Origin of the sequence: Bradyrhizobium sp. Gha (assembly GCF_900113735.1) — a bacterium.
In the GTDB taxonomy this organism is placed as follows: domain Bacteria; phylum Pseudomonadota; class Alphaproteobacteria; order Rhizobiales; family Xanthobacteraceae; genus Bradyrhizobium.
This window is the reverse complement of record NZ_FOQM01000043.1, coordinates 24846-44309: the sequence shown is the minus strand read 5'-3', so window position 1 is coordinate 44309 and position 19464 is coordinate 24846. Positions and strand designations below refer to the sequence as shown.

17 protein-coding genes are annotated in these 19464 nt (G+C 62.3%); 1 reads left to right on the top strand and 16 read right to left on the bottom strand.

Going from position 1 to position 19464, the window contains the following annotated elements:
* Positions 1–386: 386 nt before the first annotated feature.
* The 8 genes from BM222_RS33740 to BM222_RS33705 all read right to left on the bottom strand — a co-directional run bounded on the left by BM222_RS33740 (position 387) and on the right by BM222_RS33705 (position 9247).
* A complete protein-coding gene (locus BM222_RS33740) occupies positions 387–1280 on the bottom strand; it encodes a terpene synthase family protein (protein ID WP_092238383.1) in 894 nt (297 codons plus the stop codon).
* Positions 1277–2827, bottom strand: a complete 1551-nt coding sequence (locus BM222_RS33735; protein ID WP_092238380.1) for a hypothetical protein — start codon at positions 2825–2827, stop codon at positions 1277–1279. The genes BM222_RS33740 and BM222_RS33735 overlap by 4 nt, the downstream gene beginning before the upstream one ends.
* Positions 2828–3106: 279 nt before the next feature.
* Complete coding sequence (locus tag BM222_RS33730) at positions 3107–4096, bottom strand: polyprenyl synthetase family protein (RefSeq protein WP_092238416.1); 990 nt, start codon at positions 4094–4096, stop codon at positions 3107–3109.
* 129 nt (positions 4097–4225) lie between these two features.
* Entirely contained in the window at positions 4226–5563 is a 1338-nt protein-coding gene (locus tag BM222_RS33725; protein ID WP_092238377.1) for a cytochrome P450, read from the bottom strand.
* Positions 5564–5567: 4 nt separating this feature from the next.
* Positions 5568–6407 carry an SDR family oxidoreductase gene (locus BM222_RS33720; RefSeq protein WP_092238374.1) on the bottom strand — a complete coding sequence of 280 codons (840 nt, stop codon included), beginning with the start codon at positions 6405–6407 and terminating at the stop codon, positions 5568–5570.
* Complete coding sequence (locus tag BM222_RS33715) at positions 6394–6666, bottom strand: ferredoxin (protein ID WP_092238371.1); 273 nt, start codon at positions 6664–6666, stop codon at positions 6394–6396. Before BM222_RS33715 ends, BM222_RS33720 begins: the two co-directional genes overlap by 14 nt.
* A 1-nt stretch (position 6667) precedes the next feature.
* Entirely contained in the window at positions 6668–7948 is a 1281-nt protein-coding gene (locus tag BM222_RS33710) for a cytochrome P450 (protein WP_092238368.1), read from the bottom strand.
* Positions 7949–8041: 93 nt separating this feature from the next.
* Positions 8042–9247, bottom strand: coding sequence for a cytochrome P450 (locus BM222_RS33705; RefSeq protein ID WP_092238365.1), 1206 nt, complete (start codon positions 9245–9247; stop codon positions 8042–8044).
* A 1118-nt stretch (positions 9248–10365) separates the two neighbouring features.
* Between BM222_RS33705 and BM222_RS33695 the strand changes: the two genes are divergently transcribed.
* Positions 10366–11262, top strand: coding sequence for a TauD/TfdA dioxygenase family protein (locus BM222_RS33695; RefSeq protein WP_092238357.1), 897 nt, complete (start codon positions 10366–10368; stop codon positions 11260–11262).
* A 169-nt stretch (positions 11263–11431) separates the two neighbouring features.
* Here the strand turns inward: BM222_RS33695 and BM222_RS33690 are convergent, their stop codons facing one another.
* The 8 genes from BM222_RS33690 to trbE form a co-directional block, all read right to left on the bottom strand.
* The gene (locus BM222_RS33690; RefSeq protein WP_092238354.1) at positions 11432–11671 is read right to left on the bottom strand and encodes a DUF2274 domain-containing protein; all 240 of its coding nucleotides are present in this window, start codon (positions 11669–11671) and stop codon (positions 11432–11434) included.
* A 4-nt stretch (positions 11672–11675) separates the two neighbouring features.
* Positions 11676–12887, bottom strand: a complete 1212-nt coding sequence (locus tag BM222_RS33685; RefSeq protein WP_092238351.1) for a TraB/TrbI/VirB10 family type IV secretion system protein — start codon at positions 12885–12887, stop codon at positions 11676–11678.
* The gene (gene trbG / locus BM222_RS33680; protein ID WP_177243616.1) at positions 12884–13918 is read right to left on the bottom strand and encodes a P-type conjugative transfer protein TrbG; all 1035 of its coding nucleotides are present in this window, start codon (positions 13916–13918) and stop codon (positions 12884–12886) included. Before trbG ends, BM222_RS33685 begins: the two co-directional genes overlap by 4 nt.
* On the bottom strand, positions 13915–14598 hold the full coding sequence (gene trbF / locus BM222_RS33675; protein WP_092238348.1) for a conjugal transfer protein TrbF: 684 nt from the start codon (positions 14596–14598) through the stop codon (positions 13915–13917). The genes trbG and trbF overlap by 4 nt, the downstream gene beginning before the upstream one ends.
* Positions 14599–14697: 99 nt before the next feature.
* On the bottom strand, positions 14698–15927 hold the full coding sequence (trbL, locus tag BM222_RS33670; protein ID WP_092238346.1) for a P-type conjugative transfer protein TrbL: 1230 nt from the start codon (positions 15925–15927) through the stop codon (positions 14698–14700).
* Entirely contained in the window at positions 15924–16292 is a 369-nt protein-coding gene (gene trbK-alt / locus BM222_RS33665; protein WP_092238344.1) for a putative entry exclusion protein TrbK-alt, read from the bottom strand. Before trbK-alt ends, trbL begins: the two co-directional genes overlap by 4 nt.
* A complete protein-coding gene (gene trbJ / locus BM222_RS33660) occupies positions 16292–17020 on the bottom strand; it encodes a P-type conjugative transfer protein TrbJ (protein WP_092238341.1) in 729 nt (242 codons plus the stop codon). The genes trbK-alt and trbJ overlap by 1 nt, the downstream gene beginning before the upstream one ends.
* Positions 17017–19458, bottom strand: a complete 2442-nt coding sequence (gene trbE / locus BM222_RS33655; protein WP_092238338.1) for a conjugal transfer protein TrbE — start codon at positions 19456–19458, stop codon at positions 17017–17019. Before trbE ends, trbJ begins: the two co-directional genes overlap by 4 nt.
* Positions 19459–19464: the final 6 nt, after the last annotated feature.

Genomic DNA, 19464 nt, shown 5'->3' with positions numbered 1-19464 from the left:
GTGAGCTAATATGTGAGGCATGCAACACGCCGAACTGTATAGTCGGGAGGCCTAGTTTGAAGATCGGCGAGCCTCAGTATCAAGCTAGAAGCCAATTCGCGAAAGGTCAAAGCGTAGCGCGTGTTAGCCGCCGTCAAAAAGAGTCATATTCACGGCTGCTCACTGTCTATTTGGAAAGGACCGGGTGTCTGGCGCCTTGACCGAGGTCGTCCACGAAGGAAAAGGTCACACCTGAATGTTCTCGCCGATCCAGTACGGTGTCCAGATGATCGGCTTAGCCCCGCTAGGGCGGCGTCGCTCATGCTCGTTCAATCCGCTTATCGGGCGACAGCGTTGAGTCGGACCCGGACCGCGGCAGCGCGCGTCCGGCGCCGCCTCCTGCGCGTTCAGGCCAGCGAACCATGCCCTGCCCCCGCGGAGTTGCTGCGGTACCTGCTGGGTGAGGTCTGGTAGTACTCCGCGCAGATCGCCGCCATAGCCTCGATCAACGATTGCCAGGGCGCCGGGAAGCGTTCTTCCGCCATCACCCGGTGCAGCATGCGCGTATAGCCGGCCAGCTCGTCCTCGAGGAACTTCACCACCGGCATACCTGGATAGCGGTGCAGCAGCAGGACCACTGCGTTGTCGGCCTCGTCGGCCGAACTGTCCTTGTCGCATCCATGCAGATCGTTCTGCAGGCGCCCTATCGCGGAGATGAGCCGCAGGACGTGACGAAACGCCGGGCGCGCGCGCAAAGTTGCCATATCCAGCCCCCACAGCAACGACAGGCAACAGAGCACGTTCGCGTAGGCGATCGAAACGGTGCCGTTGTGCAGGTACTCGGCGTAGGAGCGGCGTTCCGCCTGTGCGTGCCCGGCGCGCAGCGCCGCGCAGTAGCACTGGGTGTCCTCTAGAAGCCGAGCATAGTCGCGACGATCGTAGGCGAGCGCGGCCAGCGAAGCACGCTGCACAGCGCAGCCCTCGAATCCGGGAAGCGCGCACGGCTCGCCCTGCGCCACCGACTGCTCCACCGCGACGAGCTGCTCAGGCGCGATCAGGCCAAGGTCATTGCAGTCGTCGAGCCAGAACAGCAGCGCCAATTCGCGATAGAACGCCACAATCAGCATTTCGTCCTGCGGATGACGACCGGTGCGGGCGCTGACGTCGCGCAGGCCCTGGTCGATGCTCTGCAGGATGTACCGGCCGCCCCTCACCGCTTCCGCGGCATGCTCGTCAGCGAACCCGGTCAAGGACCGTCCCCACTCCAACACGTGTTGCAGCGCGCGTTCGGTCTGGATCATTGCGTCGCTCCTGCTCCTTCGCCCAGTACACGCCGCCCCCAACGAAACGCCAGCCACAACCCGGCGAGTTCAGCCACCCGCACGACCCGAGTGGGGCAATACAGTTCCTTGCCGATCCACAGAGGGGTGTGCGGCAATGCATGCACAGCATGGTGGACGAGCATCCACTCCAGCGCGCGCGCCACTCCCTGCGCGATGCGTCGGCGCTCTGTCGCCTCTTGGTTCCGGTCCATCACGCGCAAAGCAAACAGCGCATAGGCGGTTTCTTCAAACGTGGACGTGCGACCAGTGCCCCAGCCACCGTCGTGATGCTGCGCCTGCAGCAGCGCCGCTAGCGCGCGCTCGTCCCGCCACTGGGGCTTGCCTTGCGCCAGCGCAGCGATAGCATGCGCGGTGGGATACAGCCACGAAACGTGCCATTTTTCGTTGTCCCATAGCCCGCGCGGACTACGATTGGCCTCAACGTACGCGCAGGTGGTCGCGGAGGGCTTGCCCAACAGTCGCAGCGCATGCAGGGCATGGATGTTGGTTGATACTGAGGCGTTGCGTTCGCCGGGAAAGGTCACGAAAAGCTCGCGCCTTTCGAAACGGCGCAACGCATCCACAGCCGGGGCGCGGCCCGCAAGCTGCAGGACGCACAATGCAACGGCGGTGTCGTCCGCATCAGGCGCGAAGTGCAAGGCCGGCCCCAGACCGCGCACGCTCAGACGGGCTTCGAGCTGCGCGATGATCACGCGGACCGCCTCAGCGAGCGCGGGATGCGCCAACAGCCCCGCGAGATGCAGTGTGTACAGGGACCAGCATGGTTCGAACACATTGATCGGCCAGACGTTTGGGACGACACCTTCGATGCCGCAGCGCGTCGCCCGCGACGCCGTCTGCAGATACGCATCGGCGCGCGCGACCTCCGGCGTGCTCCCCTGTATCACAGCGTACGCACGCCACGCGGCAGTAGCCGCCGGGCTGATGCCGACGCTGCCGTCGTCATCCGGACATGCGGTGGTCGGCGACGTCCCCCAGGCCTCCCAAGAGTGCAGCATCGGATGGCCGCTCGGCAACATCGGCCCCGCTCCTAGCTTGGCCAAGCGCGCTTGCCGCAAGGGCAATAGCGCTGGATGGCGCGGAAACCCTATGTCGCCCAGCAAGGATGCGGCCTCGCCGCAAAATTGCGGTAGGATCAGCTCCGCGCCGATCGGCGCGTCTTCCGGGACCGCATCCACGTAGGGATCGGGCTCGCGCTGGAGGAAACGGGTCGCAGCCCGGAGTGCGTCGGCAGCACCGAGTAGAGGATCAGCGCGCTGCAATGCCAGCAATGCCGCCCACGTGGGCGCATGCCGGAACAGCGGGAAGTCCGCGCTTCCCCATCCACCGTCGGGCTGCTGCTGCGCGATGAGCCACGCGTATGCTTCTTGCCGACCGGTGAGGATGCCGTAGAAGCGCAGCGCTTGCGCCGTGTCGTAGACGGACGGACCGACACTGCCGCCATCGCTCATTTCGCAAAGAAGGCGGCGCAATTCGGAAAGGATCTGCTCGGGCAGCGCGTTCACGAAGGAAGTTCCTTTTGCAGAAGTTAAAGAGAACCGGGATCCGGCAGTTGCCCCCGCATGTCGCCGCAGGCAGGTAGCTTAGGGGGCACCAGACGGCCGACCTGCTGCGGCTCGGCGACGCGCCCGATGCTCGCTACGGTCCGCCGCATAGGGCTGGGCACGGTGCGCCCCGCGGCCGGCGGCCGCTGCAATTGGCGCGGACTCGGACAAAGTGCAGCATGCAAGGCTGTCGCCGGCAGACGCAGCTGCACAGCCCTAGCTTAATGCGGAGGGGCGCGTTCAAGCGCATGGCGCGTGCTGGACGAGATACGCCTTGGCCCGCCGTAGGAGTTGCGCCAGCCGTTCTGCATGCAACCCTATCGGCGCGATTGCCTCCCCGGCATCGCGCAACAGATCCAGCGCGAACTGACGTGCTGCCTGCAGTCCCATGATCGACGCGCAGGTCGGCTTCTGTGCCGCCGCATCCTTGCCGGCGGTCTTGCCCAGTGTAGCCGTATCAGCTGTCACGTCGAGAATGTCGTCGATCACTTGCAAAGCCAGGCCGAAACGGGCGCTGTAGCGATCGAGCGCTCGGTATAGTGCAGCGTGCGAAGCATCCTCCGCGACAGCACATAGTGCGCCCATGCGAACGGACGCGCGCACGAGAGCTCCGCTCTTCATCCGGTGCATCGCCACAATCCTGCCCAAGTCGACGTGCTTTCCAACCAGCGACAGATCCATGGCCTGCCCGCCTGCGGCACCCTCGGCTGACACCGCCTGCCCCAGTTCGCGCACGAGCGCGACACGGTTGTCGCCCGGCGCATCCAGCCTCGCTAGTGTCAGAAAGGCGTGCGCCTGCAGCGCATCGCCGACGAGGATCGCAGTAGCTTCGCCGAACTTGACGTGCACGGTCGGAAGGCCGCGACGAAGCACGTCGTCGTCCATCGCGGGCAGATCGTCATGGACCAGGGTACACGCGTGCATCATCTCGATGGCGGCGCCGACCTCGTCGAGCATGTGCGCCGGTTTGCCGGCCAATGCGCCGGCTGCCAGACACAGCAAGGCGCGGGTGCGCTTCCCGCCATGCAAGGTGGCGTAGCGCATCGCCGCCATCAGCTCGGTCTCACCGTCATGTTCGGCGCAGAGAAGACGCGCCATCACCTGTTCGACCCGTTTTGCGCCTTCCTGCATCCAGATCTCGGACTGCAGCTCGCCGCGCGCCTGGGTGCCCAATCCGCCGAGCGCGGCGTGACGAGTGCTATCGTCCTGTGGCGTGTGACCGGTGCTCATGTTGTTCACGTCCTTGTCCTTCACAGGCGGGTCGCCGAGGTGTTGTCGGGATTGCATCATGCCGGCCGGGTGCGGCAATGCCGCGCAGCGCTGGTGCCGCTGCCTCGGCACAGGGCGTGCGATGCCACCTCATGAAAATCCGATGCGGATGTTCATGGACGGATGTGCGGTCGGGAAATAGCGCCGGCCTTTTTCGGCGTTGCTCAGCAATCGCGGCCGCGCCCCGCTCTCGTGCATGGTCAGCGCCAAGGCGATGCAGAACTGCACCAGTTCCAGCCATGCCAGGTGGTAGCCCATGCACACGTGTGGGCCGGTACCGAACTGCAGCATGTCCACCGGCCGAATGGGCTCCGTGCGTTCCAGCCACCGCGCCAGGCGAAACTGAGCGGGGGCCTCGTGCAGCAGCGCCGAGGTTGAGAAATGCAGCAGTGGGATGCATAGATCCGTGCCGCCGGGAATGCGCCGTTCGCCGACTCGCAATTCACGCAGTGCGCGACGCACCAGGAGCGGCGTCGCCGGATGCAAGCGCAGCGTCTCGCGGAACAGCGCCTCGGCGACGGGACACTGCGCCAAGTCCGCGTGCCGGGTCGGCACCGTGCCCACGCGATGCGCCTCCTCGACCAGAGCGTCCCACAGCCCAGGCTGCCGTGCCAGTTCGATCACGATCCAGGCCATCGTCGAGGCGGTGGTTTCGTGACCACCAAGCAGCAGCAAGCGGATATTTGCGACAAGGATCTCATCGGAGAGCGCACCGTCGCTGCGATCGAAGGCGCTCGCCAGGTCGTTGATCAACCCGGTGCGCGCGGCATGTTCGCGCGCGTCGCGAACGAACTCGCGCAACCGCGCATCGATCCAGTCGCGCGCGGCGCGGCCGCGCCGCAACGGCAGTCCGGGCAGATCGAGCGGAGGCGCGACGATCAAGTGCAGCAATTGCCGGTACTTGCGACGCCATTGCGGCAGGTCTTGCGTCGGGATTCCCATGAGGCTGAAGATGAGCCTGAGCGTCAGATTGCCCGTTTCGCGCAGGATGTTTACGTCGCCGCGGTCGCGCCACCTCTGCACCCACGCTCGGATGACTGGCGCGAACAGCTCGCCGATGTCGGCGTGGGTCAGCCCCGTGGGCAGAAACGCTGCTTGGATCGCACCGCGCGCCCGCCGGTGCGCGCCGCCGTCCTGGGTGACCAACGTTCCACCAAACAATTCGGGCGCGATATCTTCGATCAGCGCGGAGGACACGTCCTTGTGCCGGAGCAGCGCGATCGCATCTGAGTCCAGACAGGTCACCATATGTCCGGCGGGGCCAAAATTCAGCCAGAAGTGGCTGCCCAGCGTTCGTTCCGCGCGCCGCAGCAGGCGCGGCAGGTCGTAGACGACGGCGGGAAGATGCCCGACTAGGGGGAAAGCGCCGGGCATGACCGGGATGTCGTGCCACAGCCGATCTCGACGGTTCAGCGGGTTGAGCAGCATGTCATCAGCGACGCGGCGACTCAGCCGCTTCGGCGGTCTCGCGGGAAGTTCGCGCGGCGTTCCCCCCGTCGGCGTACGTCGGCACATGCGCCAGCATGCCGCCGTCGATGCAGACGACCTGGCCGGTGATGAAGGCAGCATCGTCTGAAAGCAGGAATGCCACCAGCGCGGCCACGTCCTCGGGGCGGCCGACTCGCGGCAGCAGCTGGTGCCGGCGCAGATGCCGTTGCGTGCACTCGTCAAGCTTGGCCACGAGACGCTCGGTCATGATGAGACCCGGCGCAACCGCGTTGCAGCGGATCTGCGCATGACCGTACTGGGTGGCGAGCGAAGCCGATACCATGTTCATCGCGGCCTTCGATGCGGCGTAGGACGTCAGCGCGGTGTCACCGCTGAGCCCCTGGCACGACGACATATTGACGATTGCGCCACCGCCGCGAGCGATCATCCCTCGTATGGCCTGCCGGCAGCAGAGCAATGTGCCGCGCAGATTGGTCGCCATAGTCTGGTCCCAGACCGCCAGGTCCAGGTCGAGGATCGCGCGGTCGCGCGGAGTTAGATGCATGGCGCTCGCGTTGTTCACCAGCAGGTCGACCCCACCGAAGTGCCGATCCGTCCTCTCGAACAGCGCTGCCACAGCCTGCGCCTCGGCGATGTCGATGGCCAGAGCCAGCGCCTGGCCCGCTTCGGCCGCGATTTGCGAGGTACACGCCGTGGCCGCCGAGCCATCGATGTCGGCAACCACCACTCTACCGCCCTCGCGCGCGATAGCGAGGGCGCATGCCTTACCGATACCAGCCCCGGCGCCGGTCACCACGGCCACCTTGCCTTCAAACCGTCTCATCGTGTCTTCCTGGATTGCGTTGGTCTCCTTCGTCATGCCGCTCGGCCTCGTCATCGCCAGCTTCGCTTTCGATGACCCGAATGGCGGCGACCGGGCACTGGTTGGCCGCGAGCCGCACGGCGGCGTGCAGCGCCTGCGGGACTGTCACCCCGCAAACCTCGGCCACGCCGTCCGGTGTGCGCTGGCGGAAGGTGCCCGGCAGCGTCAGAACGCATTGACCGGTGGTTCCGCACAGATCCTGGTCAACCACGACGCGCATCTCAGCCTCCGTATGTTTGCAGCCGCACCGGCAGAGCTCGGAACGTCCTGAGGAATGCAGAGGGCTCTCGGATCGGCTGCTCGGCCAACGCCAGCGTAGGGAAGCGCTCCTGGATCCGCGGCAGGCTTTCAGCCAACTGAACCCGGGCCAGTTGCGCACCAAGGCAGAAGTGGATGCCGTGGCCAAAGCTCAGCATGATCTTCCCGTCGGTCGACAGGCCGGGACTGGTGCCGTAGAACCGCGCGGGATCAAATCGGTCAGGATCGGCAAAGGCGTCCGGGTCGCGATTGCCCGACGCGATCAGCACTCGCACATCCGCATTCGCCGGGATCACCACGCCGCCTAATTCGATGTCGTGTTGGGCGATACGCGGAATGGAGCTGAACATGGCCGGGGCGTCGTAGCGTAGCACTTCTTCGACGAATGCCTTGACCCCCATGGCGTCTCGCTGCAGCCAGTGCTGCTGTTCGGGATACGCCAGCATCGCCAGGACCGCATGGTCGATCGTTGCAGCAGTTGTGGCGAAGCCGCCCAGCAGCATGCCCCACAACATGCTGATCAACTCGACATCCGATAGCGTGTCGACGTCATCGTCATGTGCGCCGACCAGCATCGACACGATGTCGTCGCAGGGAGCGGCGCGCTTGCGCTGTATGAGCCGCCCAAAGTAGGCCTTCACTCTGGCACTGGCCGCATCCGCGGCGGCGAGCTGGGGATCGCTGGCGTGCGGGCTCAGGCCCTCCAGAATGGCGCCGATCCCAGCGCCGAGGTTAAACATGTCGTTTTGGGGCATGCCAAACATTTCGGTGAAGACCAGCATGGGCAAGGCCAGCGCGAATTCCCGATGCAGGTCCACGGTCTTCCCGCGCTCCAGCGCTGGGGCCATGCTGTCCAGGCGTGCTGCGACAATGCGCGCTATGCTCGGCCGCAGGTTGTCGATCTGGAGCATGGTGAAATCGCGCGAGATCAGCCGGCGCAGACGCGTGTGGGTCGGTGGGTCCTTCATCGCTAGCGTGGAGGCCAGCAGATTAAGCGACAGGCTGGCCGCCGCATGCGGAAAATAGCGTACCAATTCTTCAAGCGCCGGTCCCCTAAACGCATCGCCCGTAGCCTTAAGCGCCCAGTAGACGTCGGCGTGGCGGCTCAACAGAAATCGGCCCGACGCCGCGCGATGCACTGGATCATGCTCGCGCAACCACCGCATGAACGGATATGGGTCGTGGATCCACGCCGGCGACGCCAGTTCGGCGAAGGCATCCCGGCATTCTTCTTTAACGTCCATCTTAGTTACCTGTTGGCTGGCTCATCTGACTCGTACGCGGCCGGCGCGTCGGCAAATCACGGAGACGATCCCATCCCCAGTGGCGTCCGCACATCACCAGAGCACTGGGAACTCCTCGAAGCCGCCAGTGATGATCTCCTTGCGTAGCTTCAGCTCTTCGGGCGGTACAGCCAGGCGCAGCGCGGGAAAGCGCTGGAAGATCGAACCGAAAACCGCCTTGAGTTCCAGCCTGGCCAACGCCCCGCCGATGCAGGAGTGCGGCCCGCAGGAGAACGCCAGGTGCGGCGCCTCATCGCGTCCGATGTCGAAGATTTCCGGGTCATCGAAATGGCGCGGATCGAACGACGTTGCTGGCAGGCCGACCAGTACCTTGCTCTCCGCGGGAATATGCACACCCGCGATGGTCACGTCGCTCCTCGGATAACGCATGATGCCGTCCCAGCCAGCGCCCGGGGGGTACATCCGCAGGATTTCCTCCACGGCGGTGTCCACCAAGGATGGATCGCCGATCAGGCGTTCGCGCTGTCGCGGATGGCGGAACATGGCCAGTAGGCCGAATTCGATTTGCGCGACGGTGCTCTCGTGCCCCGCCACCAAGATGCCCGCCGCAAGGCCGACCGCCTCTTCCTCGCTCGCCTTGCCTTGATCGACCGCCGCGAGCAGATCCGTAAGCAGGTTGTCGCCGGGATCTTTGCGCTTGTCCCACATCTTGCGGCGAATGTAGGCGCGCAGTTCTTGCCAGGCCAGGAGCGACGCGCTGCGCGGGCCGCATTCATGCTGGTGCGTCATCACCTCGTCGGACAGCCCCGCGAAAACGGTGTGGTCCTCGTAGAGGACGCCCATCAGCGCGCTGATGACCATGGCCGGAAGCGGAAAGGAGAGGTGCCGCCGCAGATCGGCGGGCTGGGGATGGGCCGCGAGCGTCTCAAGCAAGTGGGCGGCAATCGCTTCGACCTGCTGCGCCATCAGTTTCACCCTGCGATCGCTAAAGGCCGGCGCCACGATCGTGCGTAAGCGAGCATGCTCGCCCCCCTCGTGCGAGACCAGCCACCCGGGCGAACCGAGAATCACAGAATCAGGCGTGAATGCCGCCGGCGGCATTCCCGCGGGTCGAAACGCTGCGTTCGACAGCACGGCCTTGGCCTCGTCGTAGCCTGTCACCCACCAGCCTTGGTGCCCGGACGGAAAGCGCACGCGGTGGATCGGACCCTTAGCGCGTAGCGCCAACATCTCGACCGAGGGCTGGATGTGATCGACGCGCCACATCGGTAGCGCCGGCAAGGGCAGCTGTTCGGACATAGTGGCACTTCACTCTCTAGGCGATCGAAGGGTAAAGTGTGACCAGCAGGCGCTGTGGGCAGCTCGTGACGTAAGACGGCATGTAGCCGAGATCCCCGCGGCGATGGTCAGCGCCAGATCCTCCAACCGCACGAACAGCGTGGGTAAGCCTAGGAGCAATTTCCAAGCGCGCCAGCACGGTGCCGCACGGGCCCTGGCCGAACGACTGGTGTGGGTTACGCGGCCGAGTGACATTGAACCTCTCGGCATCGCAAACCTGGGGATTGATGAGGGGGCGACCATTCCCACGACTGAAGTCTCGCCAATATAGCCCCCGGACCAGTCAACATCGCTGATTGCCATCACTCCTAACTCAAGGTCTTGCCGCTTTGGTTGCACCGCTTGCGACGAGCGCAAATGTTGTGGTTTCCCAAAGAAGAATTCCGGACCGCATCCAACACTTCCCTGCTCTTTATCGGTCCACAGCCGAGCAGCAGGTCATTTCCGCAGCGAACCTTCGGAAAAGACCAGAGGCGAACAGCGACGCGCCTCGAAGACCATCACAAGGCGATCGGTGATGATGCCGCAAACAGAGCAAATCGCGTGCCGATGTGATTTCGCAGGCTATCAGGGCACTTCCTGGCGGCGCGAAGTGTCGGATTTCCTGCATTGAGGCTCAGTACCGACAACCGCAGCAAGTGTCCGACAAAGGCCTGCACTCGCGCCCAATGTGCGGGGCGGCTTCTGCTCTAGATTTCAAGCAGCCGGATTGGTCGCAGCAGGTGTGGTTCGCCGGAAACCTCTCCGACGTCGGCAGAATTTGGCCGGGACGCCGCGCTGTATCAGTTGTCCGTATTCTGAAAGTGGCGGCATCTCGTGTCAGGTCCAGCGCACGCATTGTAAGCGTTGACATCATAGAAAATTCATTCAGTTCACGCCTTGCGCTCCGACAGGCTGACATCGTGATCCAATTCCTCGTTACTCGGCCCAACCACTCGCTTGGTTCGAGGACTCGCGCCAAACCCCAAATTCGTTCGCTGCCATTGTCGAGTACATTTGTGTTTAGATGGCACGATGCTTGCTGACATTAATCAGCTCCCGAGGCGCGAGGGAGACCTGCGAGGGCTTGGAAAAGCAAGATGAGCATCTGCGACGTCATTCCGAGCAACGCTGTTGTGAAACGTGCGGCGCGCATCGGAGCCGAAGTCAAAAATATCAAGCTATCAGGCGATCTACCGCATCACGCGATCGCCGAGATCAAACGCTTATTGCTAAAGCACAAGGTGATCTTCTTTCGCAACCAAGGACATCTCGACGACGCCGAGCAGGAGCGCTTTGCCGCTCGTCTCGGAAAGCTAGTGCCACATCCGATGCTCGGCGCTACAAAGGGAATGGCTTCGATCCTCGAATTGGACTCAACTCGCGGCGGTGGTCGCGCCGACGTTTGGCATGCGGATGGGACCTTCGCCGATGCCTATCCCAAGATTTTGGTCCTGCGGGCCGTTATTACGCCAGCTTTCGGAGGCGACACCGTGTGGTCGAATACAGCTGCCGCCTATTATGGCTTGCCGCCTGCGCTGCAACGGCTTGCCGAGGATCTTTGGGCCGTTCACAGCAATGTTTTCGATTACCCCGGGATCGCGCGTGTTCGCGAGGTTGACAAGAAACACTTTGACGAGGTGTTCACCAGGACAGTTTTTGAGACCGAGCATCCAGTCGTACGCGTCCATCCCGAAACGGGCGAGCGGACGCTAGTGCTTGGCGCCTTGGTTAAACACTTTGTTGGGATCCGCAAATACGACGGACAAAAGCTGTTCGACCTTTTCCAATCTCACATCACCGCACCCGAAAACACTGTACGATGGAATTGGTTACAAGGGGATATTGCGATTTGGGATAACCGCGCGACACAGCATTACGCGGTCAACGATTACGGCGACCAACATCGCGTCGTACACAGGGCCACGATCGAGGGCGACGTCCCCGTCAGCGTGGACGGTCGGAGCAGCGTAACGCGCATGAAGGTGACCGAATAGCACGCCGACGCCCAGCACTCTCCCCGAAACCCGGACAAATTGGTAGTCGGAGTTTTTTCGGGCAAAGGCAGAAGTACACTCGAACGCCGTATCTCAGCTCTAACTCGGCAGTGCTCGGCTACTGGCAACTATGTGTGTGGACAACGGCTTAGACAAAACTCGAGCATTACTATCCTTCGTCGGCGGTCGGTATGTGGCCTTCACGTTTTAGTTTAGAAAATACTCGATCAGAGGCCATAAAGCGCGCCAACATGGGGGCGATTAGTTTAGTCGGATCGATCAATTGACCACCCGCACGAGTGAGCGCTTCTGCATATAGAATGAGGTCACGATGCACAGCCGCGGGCAGCTCCACAGTCACTTTGATCGGCTTGTCGTCCGTAAGTTTTCCTAATTTAAGTTTTGGCATGTTGTCACCCTCTATACAGGGTAAGTATCAGATCATGATTGACAAGGACCCGAACCGGGAGACCAGGTCGGGCTGTCAGCGTGGGCTGGATGTTGAGACTGCGCCGAACCACCTGTTGTCCGGTCTGGTTCAGGGAGTCCGAAGCGCCGTGCCGCAATGCCTGGATGATGGCGCTGTCGTTGCTGTTGGTGTCCGAGCCAGCCCCAAGTTCGGTGCCGACAGCCAGAAATGTCGAAAGCGCCGCAGCTTTGAATAGCTCGCCCCAGTGATTGTCCACTTGGTCTTCGAGGCCTGCATAGCCTGCCGTATCAGCGCCAGGCTGCCGCTCGAGAACGATTGAACGTCCATTCGGCATGATCAGCCGGGTCCAGACGAGTAGGATACGGGACTGACCAAAAGTAACCTGGCTATCGTAGATACCAATCAGACGCGCTCCTTGAGGCACAAGGAGAAAGCGACCGGTCGGAGTGTCATAAACATTCTCGGTTACCTGCGCGGCAATCTGGCCTGGCAGGTCGGACCGAATCCCCGTGATCAGAGCTCCCGGTATCACCGTCCCGGCCTGCACGATATAAGGTGAAGCAGGCTTGGTAATGCGGTCAGGGCTTACCGTGCGACGATCCACAGAAGCATTAACGAACGCAAGTTTCAGGTCTTGACCGTTCTGCGTCGATCCATCGTTGCTAGTGCTCGTAGCGCTCGGCGGCACGACGCGATCGCTTCCAACCGCCACAGCGGTGGGCGGACGCACTTCGCGTCCATTGGTCGAAGCGAACAGATGACTGATGCGGGCTGCTTCGGTCTCTTGATCCCGGCGCTGCTGTTCCGGATCAGCGCCGATCGTCGGTGACTGGCCTTGAGCGGCAAGGATCGGTCGACCGAGGTCCCCAGGGAGCGGCGGACCAAGCTGCGGGATTGGCGGGCGCGGAACCCCAGCATAGTCCTTGGGCAGCGCCGTAATACCGTCGGCAACATTGTGGTGGTCGGTACTGTAAAGCTCATCAGCCGCTTGATTGCGGGAGTGATTGTTCAGCAGCGACCACAGCACCGCTCCGCCGATGACAAGCAGTGCAGCCGCGCTCCCGCCGGCCAGAATCTTCCGCGACAACCGTGTCACGGGCGGATTCTCCGCTCTCAAGCGGAAGCTTTCGGACTGCTCCCCTTGCGTCTTCGACGGAACTGCCTGCTCGTGATCGTCTTCGTTCCGAGCGTTCATGATGACGGCCTCCCGTCGGTCCTGACAATTCTGACCTTTTGCTGGTGCTCACTGCCGAGCCGAAGTTCAGCGGCCGCAAACAGTCGATCGACGATCAGTACGTTGCCGTAAGCGCGATAGTTGACCAGTTCGGTCTTGCCGTCAGGGCCAATCACAAAGAGCGGAGGCATCTCGCCCTGCACAATGCCCTGCGGGAATTCGACATAGACCTTGCGGCCATCGTCATATGCGGCAATCGGCCGCCAGGGAGGACTGTCCCCTTCGATGGCATAGCGGGAGATGCGCTGCGCCGGATCCGGAAGAACGGGTTTCACCGCAGCTGAACGCGATCGTTCGCGTACCGTTTCAGGATAGTACCAGGCAACGGATGGCATATAAGGCCGCTCGCGGGAGCGGAGCTCAATCAGGTACGTGCGCCGATCGGTATTGACGACAAGATTGGTCTCGATCGATGCGCGGGTCGGCTTGACCAGGATATGGACGCGGCGCGCGTCGCCGCTCCCGCTCTCGGTATCCCCCACGACCCACCGGACGGTATCTCCGGCCGCGATGGGCCCTGATCCCGTTAGCTGCTCTCCTTCCTCGAGCGCGATATCTGTGATTTGCCCCGGTGCTGCGTAAATCTGATAGAGCGCACCGGGACTGTAGGCGTAGAATTGCGCCGCGTTAAAATACCCCCGCTTGCGCGGTTCGACACGGGCGGCGCTGTTAGCGGTCTCCACCCGGTTCACAGGCTCGAGCTCTTCCTTTCCTCCCGACTTGCCGCCGAGAGCCGGCTTCCAAAGGGGTGGAACGTGCAGCGGTCTCGGTCTGTCGTCTAGGGCCACCGGAGGCGCCGGCAACGGAGGAACTTCAGCATCATAGCTGATCTCCGGGGGAATGTAGGTCGCGCACCCGCCAAGCATTGACGAACAAAGCAGGAGAGCAAACAAAAGCGATCGCTTCGCCATCAAGAATTCGGGCCAATTGGGACCGATCCCGCCGTGCGGGACGGGGCGCTTCGAATAAACGTCGAACAGCGTCTTGGTCACTGACTCAACTCCTTTGACCAGTTGATGGCGCGGACGTAAACGCCAAGCGGATTCTTGCGCAGGTGTTCGGCGTCGCGGGGCGCCTCGATGACGATCGAGAGAATTGCAGTCCAGCGCTCAGTCGAGCTCAACGCACCGTTGTCGTAGGTGCGCTGCGTCCACGCGACGCGAAAGCTTTCCGAAGAGGCGCGAATGACGCTCGACACGTCGACGGAGATTTGCGCCTTTCCCAGCTTGGCAAACGGATCATTGTTGCGCGCGTAGTCGTTAAGCGCGGCGGCGCCGCGATCGGTTGTAAAATCATAGGCTCTGAGCCAGTTTTGCCGCAGAACGATTCCGTCCGCCGGCAGACCTCTGACATCCTCGATAAAGCGCGCCAGATGGTAGGCGATCTGCGCATCAGTGGGTTGATAGTCGATGTTGGCCGGCGCAACCCTTTGGGCCTCGCCGAGATGGTCCACTTCAACCACCCAGGGCGTGATCGAGCCTTGGCTCGATTGCCAAACAAGGCTCCCTGCGAGACCGGCTGATAACATCAAGCAGCCGAACGCCATCAAGCGCCAGTTCTTGGCCTGCACGCGGGCGGATCCAATGCGTTCGTCCCACACCTGCGCTGCCTTTTGGTAAGGCGTGATCGGCTCGGGGATACGCCCGTAGTGTACGGAAGGTCGTTTGAACATCGATTATTGCCCCTGAGATCAAGTGATCGGTTTCGAGTTGTGTGGTGTCTGCGTTTCAGTCACCCACGCAGCGAGTCGCGAAGGCGCAGTGGCTGAGTGTCAGCGCTCTCCTTCAGACAAATCGACGGAAGAGCCGCCGCCACCGTGATCACCTGAGCGGACTGCGTGGCTGACGGCCGACGCACCGTGCCGAACAGTCTCGGCACGCTTCATGCGCCGCGCCCAATCGGGCTGCCCTTCGGCCGAAGTGCTCGCGCCCTGCGCGCCGGCTTCCGCACCTCCGCCGAGCGCAGCGGCTGCACGACGCAACGGGCTCATCGCAGCCGAAGTGCCAGCTTCCGCAACGCCAGCAAGGCCCTCGCTTCGATAGGCGGCTGATGCTCCGCTTATGACAGCGCCGCCACCGCGCGCGGCGCCTGCAATCGCGCCGCCAGCGAGACCGGCACCACCGGCGGCAAGACCCGCGCCCGCAACAACAATGCCGCCAGCAGCAAGCCCTGTTCCAATTGCGGCGCCACCGCCGAGTTGCGGTCCACCTGACACAAGGCCGTTCGCGATACCCGGACCGAAGATACCGAGTCCCAGTAAGGACAGCGCCGCGAGCACCAACGTCATCGCGTCTTCAATGGTCGGCTGATTGCCGCCAAAGCCAGTGGTGAATTGCGAGAACAGGGTCGAGCCGATGCCGACGATGACGGCAAGGACCAGAACTTTGATACCTGACGATATAACGTTGCCCAACACCCGCTCCGCCGCAAAGGCTGTCTTGCAAAACAACCCAAAGGGGATGAGCACGAAGCCGGCCAGCGTTGTGAGCTTGAACTCGATCAGGGTGACAAAGAGCTGGATCGCCAGAATGAAGAAGGCGAGCAGGACCACGACCCATGCGAACAGGAGAACAACGATCTGGACGAAATTCTCGAAGAAGCTGATGTAGCCCATCAGGTTCGAGATCGAATCGAGTAGCGGTCGGCCGGCATCGAGTCCGACTTGGGCGATCTTACCCGGTCTGAGGAAGTCGGATGCGGACAGGCTTGCGCCCGATGCCTTCAGTCCAAGACCGGCAAAGCTCTCGAAGATAATGCGCGCCAGGCTGTTCCAGTTGCCGATGAGGTAGGCGAAGAGCCCCACGAAGAGCGTCTTCTTGACGAGGCGCGCGATGATGTCTTCGTCAGTTCCCCAACTCCAGAACAACGCGGCGAGCGTGATGTCGATCGCAGCAAGGGTCGTTGCGAGATATCCGACATCACTCCCCAGCAGCCCGAAGCCATTATCGATATAACGCGTGAACGTTTCCAGGAACTGGTCAATGATCCCCGTACCAGTCATGGCTTGTTCGCCTCGGGTGTCGCGGCGTTCGGATATCCCTGCGGGATCCGGCTTTGGTCCTTTTGGGCAGGTATCGAGTTGGTTGGGTCATCGTGGCTGGGAGTTACGACGCCGTCTTTCCTGCCAAGGAAGCGGCGCCGGTTTTCAGCCCAAATCTGCTGGCAGTGGCGATAATCTGCCGTCTCCTCTGGAATGACGCCGCGGCAGTGTACGAGGTCGGCGTTGGCTGCATCGGTCCTCTGCTCCGCCTTCGGCGCCGCCCCAGATTCGTCGCGGCCACGCAGCTGAATCGTGCAAGCCGCGACGGCCACCAGACCGATTGTCGTAAGCAGCGACAGCGCCTTGAATGCCCTTACATCGGTCATCAGTGGAACATCTGCACATTGGAGGATTGATAGCCCTGTCCTGGCGTCAGGAAACGCCTGAGCTGCTCTCGCCCCTGATCTTGAGCCGAAGCGCGCTGAGCCGCTTCGAGGCTCTGCGCCCTTCCCTGCGCCGCCGCGGCCGCCGTGAGATCGGCAAGTTGTTGCGCTTGAAGCGCGAGGATCTGGTTGCCGGCCTGAGTTGCCTGCAAGGCGCCATTGGCACTCTGACTCGAGGTTACGAGGGCAGACGTCTGGATGCGATTGGCGTCGAGGTTGCCAACGATGCCAGCCTGGACACGAAGTGCGTCTTGTGTCGCGGCATAGGAATTCTGCCATCGCGATTGAGCGTTGGAGATCAGCAACTGGTTCGACTGGCTGCTGGTCGCTGGCGCGTAGCTCGTCGAGAAGGCATGATCGATCTGCTGCACGTCGTAGGCAATGCGCTGGGCCTGGGCCAGTAGTTGCTGGGTACGATGGATCGATGATTGCAGTTGCTGCAGCGACGAATACGGCAGGCTTGCCAGATTCCGGGCCTGATTGATAAGCATCTGTGCCTCGTTCTGCAACGAGGTGATCTGATTATTGATCTGCTGGAGCTCCCGCGCGGCCGTCAGGACGTTCTGGACATAGTTGGTGGGATCAAAGACGATCAGCGCCCGTGCAGGTAGCGTAACGCCAAGCATCAACGCGAAAGCGGCCGTGGTCGCCAATAGGCCAAGACGCCTCATAGGGATTTCTCCAGATTGACGAGATTGGGGATCAGGTCGAGGGCCCAGGCAACGCCGCGGTGCTGGAGCCAGGCGGGCACGAAGCCGTCGGCTCTATGTTCGGCGATGAGTTGCGTGATGACAGCCTGGTCTGTCTTGGACGAGGCTGCGGTGAATGCGAGCGCAACCTCACCAAGGCCAAGTTCGAACATCCGGTTGCCGCGACGAGACTGGCAATAGTAGTCGCGCTTTGGCGTTGCCCGGCTCAGAAGCTCGATCTGGCGGTCATTGAGGCCGAAGCGGCGGTAGATGGCAGTGATCTGCGGCTCGATCGCCCGTTCGTTCGGCAGCAACAATCGCGTTGGGCAGCTTTCGATGATAGCCGGCGCTATCGCAGAGCCATCAATGTCCGAAAGCGACTGGGTGGCGAAGATGACGGACGTGTTCTTCTTCCGAAGCGTCTTCAGCCATTCCCGCAGTTGCCCCACAAAATCCTCGTCATCGAGGGCAAGCCAACCCTCGTCAACAATCAGGAGTGTCGGCCGGCCATCGAGACGATCACCAATACGATGGAAGAGGTATGCCAGCACGGCCGGCGCGACACTCGTTCCGATCAAGCCTTCGGTCTCAAAGGCCTGGACCGACGCCTCGCCGAGACGTTCGAATTCGGCATCGAGCAAACGCCCGGAAGGTCCGCCCAGGCAGTATGGTTGCAGGGCGCGCTTTAAGGAGTTCAATTGAAGAAGGACTGACAGGCCCGTGAGGGTGCGTTCCTCTCTCGGCGCCGAAGCGAGAGATGTCAGCGCCGACCACAGATGATCCTTGACGTCCGGGGTGATCTCGACCTTTTCCCGAGCAAGGATTGCGCAGATCCATTCCGTGGCCCATCCGCGTTCGGAAGGATCATCGATCCAGGCCAGGGGCTGCAGGGCGACGGCTTGTTCACCTGCGTCGGACAATGCGCCACCGAGGTCATGCCAATCACCGCTCATTGCGAGGGCGGCCGCCCGGATCGAACCACCGAAGTCAAACGCAAAGACCTGAGAGTTCGGATAACGGCGGAATTGCAACGCCATCAGAGCGATAAGGACCGACTTCCCAGCACCCGTCGGTCCCACCACCAGGGTATGGCCGACGTCACCGACGTGGAGCGAAAATCGGAACGGCGTTGATCCCTCGGTCTTGCCGAACAAAAGCGGCGGACCCTTGAAGTGCAGATCCCTCGCCTCACCCGCCCAGACGGCCGACATCGGAATCATATGAGCGAGGTTGAGGGTCGAAACCGGTGGCTGCCGCACATTGGCGTAGACGTGCCCCGGCAGGCTGCCAAGCCAGGCTTCGACGGCGTTCACCGTCTCGATCATGCACGTGAAGTCGCGTCCCTGGATGACCTTCTCGACCAGCCTCAGCTTTTCATCGGCAGCATTGGAATCGCGGTCCCAAACAGTGATGGTCGCCGTGACAAAGGCTTGCCCGATCTGATCCGACCCTAGTTCCTGCAACGCCGCGTCGGCATCAAGCGCCTTGTTGTGTGCGTCGGTATCGAGCAGCGTCGACGCCTCGTTCGTCATGACCTCCTTGAGAATGGCGCCAATCGACTTTCGCTTGGCGAACCACTGCCGGCGAATCTTGGTCAGGAGCTTGGTGGCGTCGGTCTTGTCGAGCATGATCGCGCGCGTCGACCACCGATATGAAAACGCCAGACGATTCAGGTCGTCCAGGATCCCCGGGGTCGTGGCGCCCGGAAAGCCAACAATCGTCAGGACCCGAATATTGGCTGAGCCCAACATCGGCTCTAGCCCGCCGGTCAGCGGCTGATCTGCCAACATCGCATCGATGTACATGGGAATTTCGGGCACGCGAACGCGGTGACGCTTGGTCGAGATCGTCGAGTGCAGGTAGGTCAGCGTGTCCTGATCATCGAGCCAGTTGCAATCTGGCATGAACCCTTCGACGAGCTGCAGCACGCGGTTGGTTTGATCGACAAACCCGCGGAGCACCTCGCGCGCGTCTGCGCCAACACTCCGATCGCGGCCCTCATAGAGCAGGCGCTCTGCCCTGGCGGCCGCCTCCTCCGGTGGCAGATAGAGGAAAGTTAGGAAATAGCTGGACTCATAGTGAGTGCCGGCCTCTTCGAACTGGGCTCTACGTTCGGCATCGACCAGCGCTGACGCGACGTCCGGAAATGTACTCGGAGGATAGGCCCCAGCAAAATGACGCTGCGCCTCAACAAATACGGCCCAACCAGATCCCAGACGGCGCAGGGCGTTATTCAGGCGACCGGCGACGCCGACAAGTTCGGCCGGCACTGCGCTGTCGAGGTCAGGCCCCCGGAACTTTGCTGTCCGCTGGAACGAGCCGTCCTTGTTCAGGATGATTCCCTCGTCGACCAGGGCTGCCCAGGGCAGGAAGTCGGCGAGACGCGCGTTGGAATGACGATATTCGGCAAGGTTCATCATGACTGA

Coding starts and splice junctions, on each gene's coding strand:
- BM222_RS33725 (WP_092238377.1), bottom strand. CDS start 5,563: ATGCTGCTCAACCCGCTGAACCGTCGAGATCGGCTGTGGCACGACATC.
- BM222_RS33705 (WP_092238365.1), bottom strand. CDS start 9,247: ATGTCCGAACAGCTGCCCTTGCCGGCGCTACCGATGTGGCGCGTCGAT.
- trbL (WP_092238346.1), bottom strand. CDS start 15,927: ATGACTGGTACGGGGATCATTGACCAGTTCCTGGAAACGTTCACGCGT.
- trbE (WP_092238338.1), bottom strand. CDS start 19,458: ATGATGAACCTTGCCGAATATCGTCATTCCAACGCGCGTCTCGCCGAC.
- trbF (WP_092238348.1), bottom strand. CDS start 14,598: ATGTTCAAACGACCTTCCGTACACTACGGGCGTATCCCCGAGCCGATC.
- BM222_RS33720 (WP_092238374.1), bottom strand. CDS start 6,407: ATGAGACGGTTTGAAGGCAAGGTGGCCGTGGTGACCGGCGCCGGGGCT.
- BM222_RS33730 (WP_092238416.1), bottom strand. CDS start 4,096: ATGAGCACCGGTCACACGCCACAGGACGATAGCACTCGTCACGCCGCG.
- BM222_RS33715 (WP_092238371.1), bottom strand. CDS start 6,666: ATGCGCGTCGTGGTTGACCAGGATCTGTGCGGAACCACCGGTCAATGC.
- trbJ (WP_092238341.1), bottom strand. CDS start 17,020: ATGAGGCGTCTTGGCCTATTGGCGACCACGGCCGCTTTCGCGTTGATG.
- BM222_RS33690 (WP_092238354.1), bottom strand. CDS start 11,671: ATGCCAAAACTTAAATTAGGAAAACTTACGGACGACAAGCCGATCAAA.
- BM222_RS33710 (WP_092238368.1), bottom strand. CDS start 7,948: ATGGACGTTAAAGAAGAATGCCGGGATGCCTTCGCCGAACTGGCGTCG.
- BM222_RS33685 (WP_092238351.1), bottom strand. CDS start 12,887: ATGAACGCTCGGAACGAAGACGATCACGAGCAGGCAGTTCCGTCGAAG.
- BM222_RS33740 (WP_092238383.1), bottom strand. CDS start 1,280: ATGATCCAGACCGAACGCGCGCTGCAACACGTGTTGGAGTGGGGACGG.
- BM222_RS33695 (WP_092238357.1), top strand. CDS start 10,366: ATGAGCATCTGCGACGTCATTCCGAGCAACGCTGTTGTGAAACGTGCG.
- trbK-alt (WP_092238344.1), bottom strand. CDS start 16,292: ATGACCGATGTAAGGGCATTCAAGGCGCTGTCGCTGCTTACGACAATC.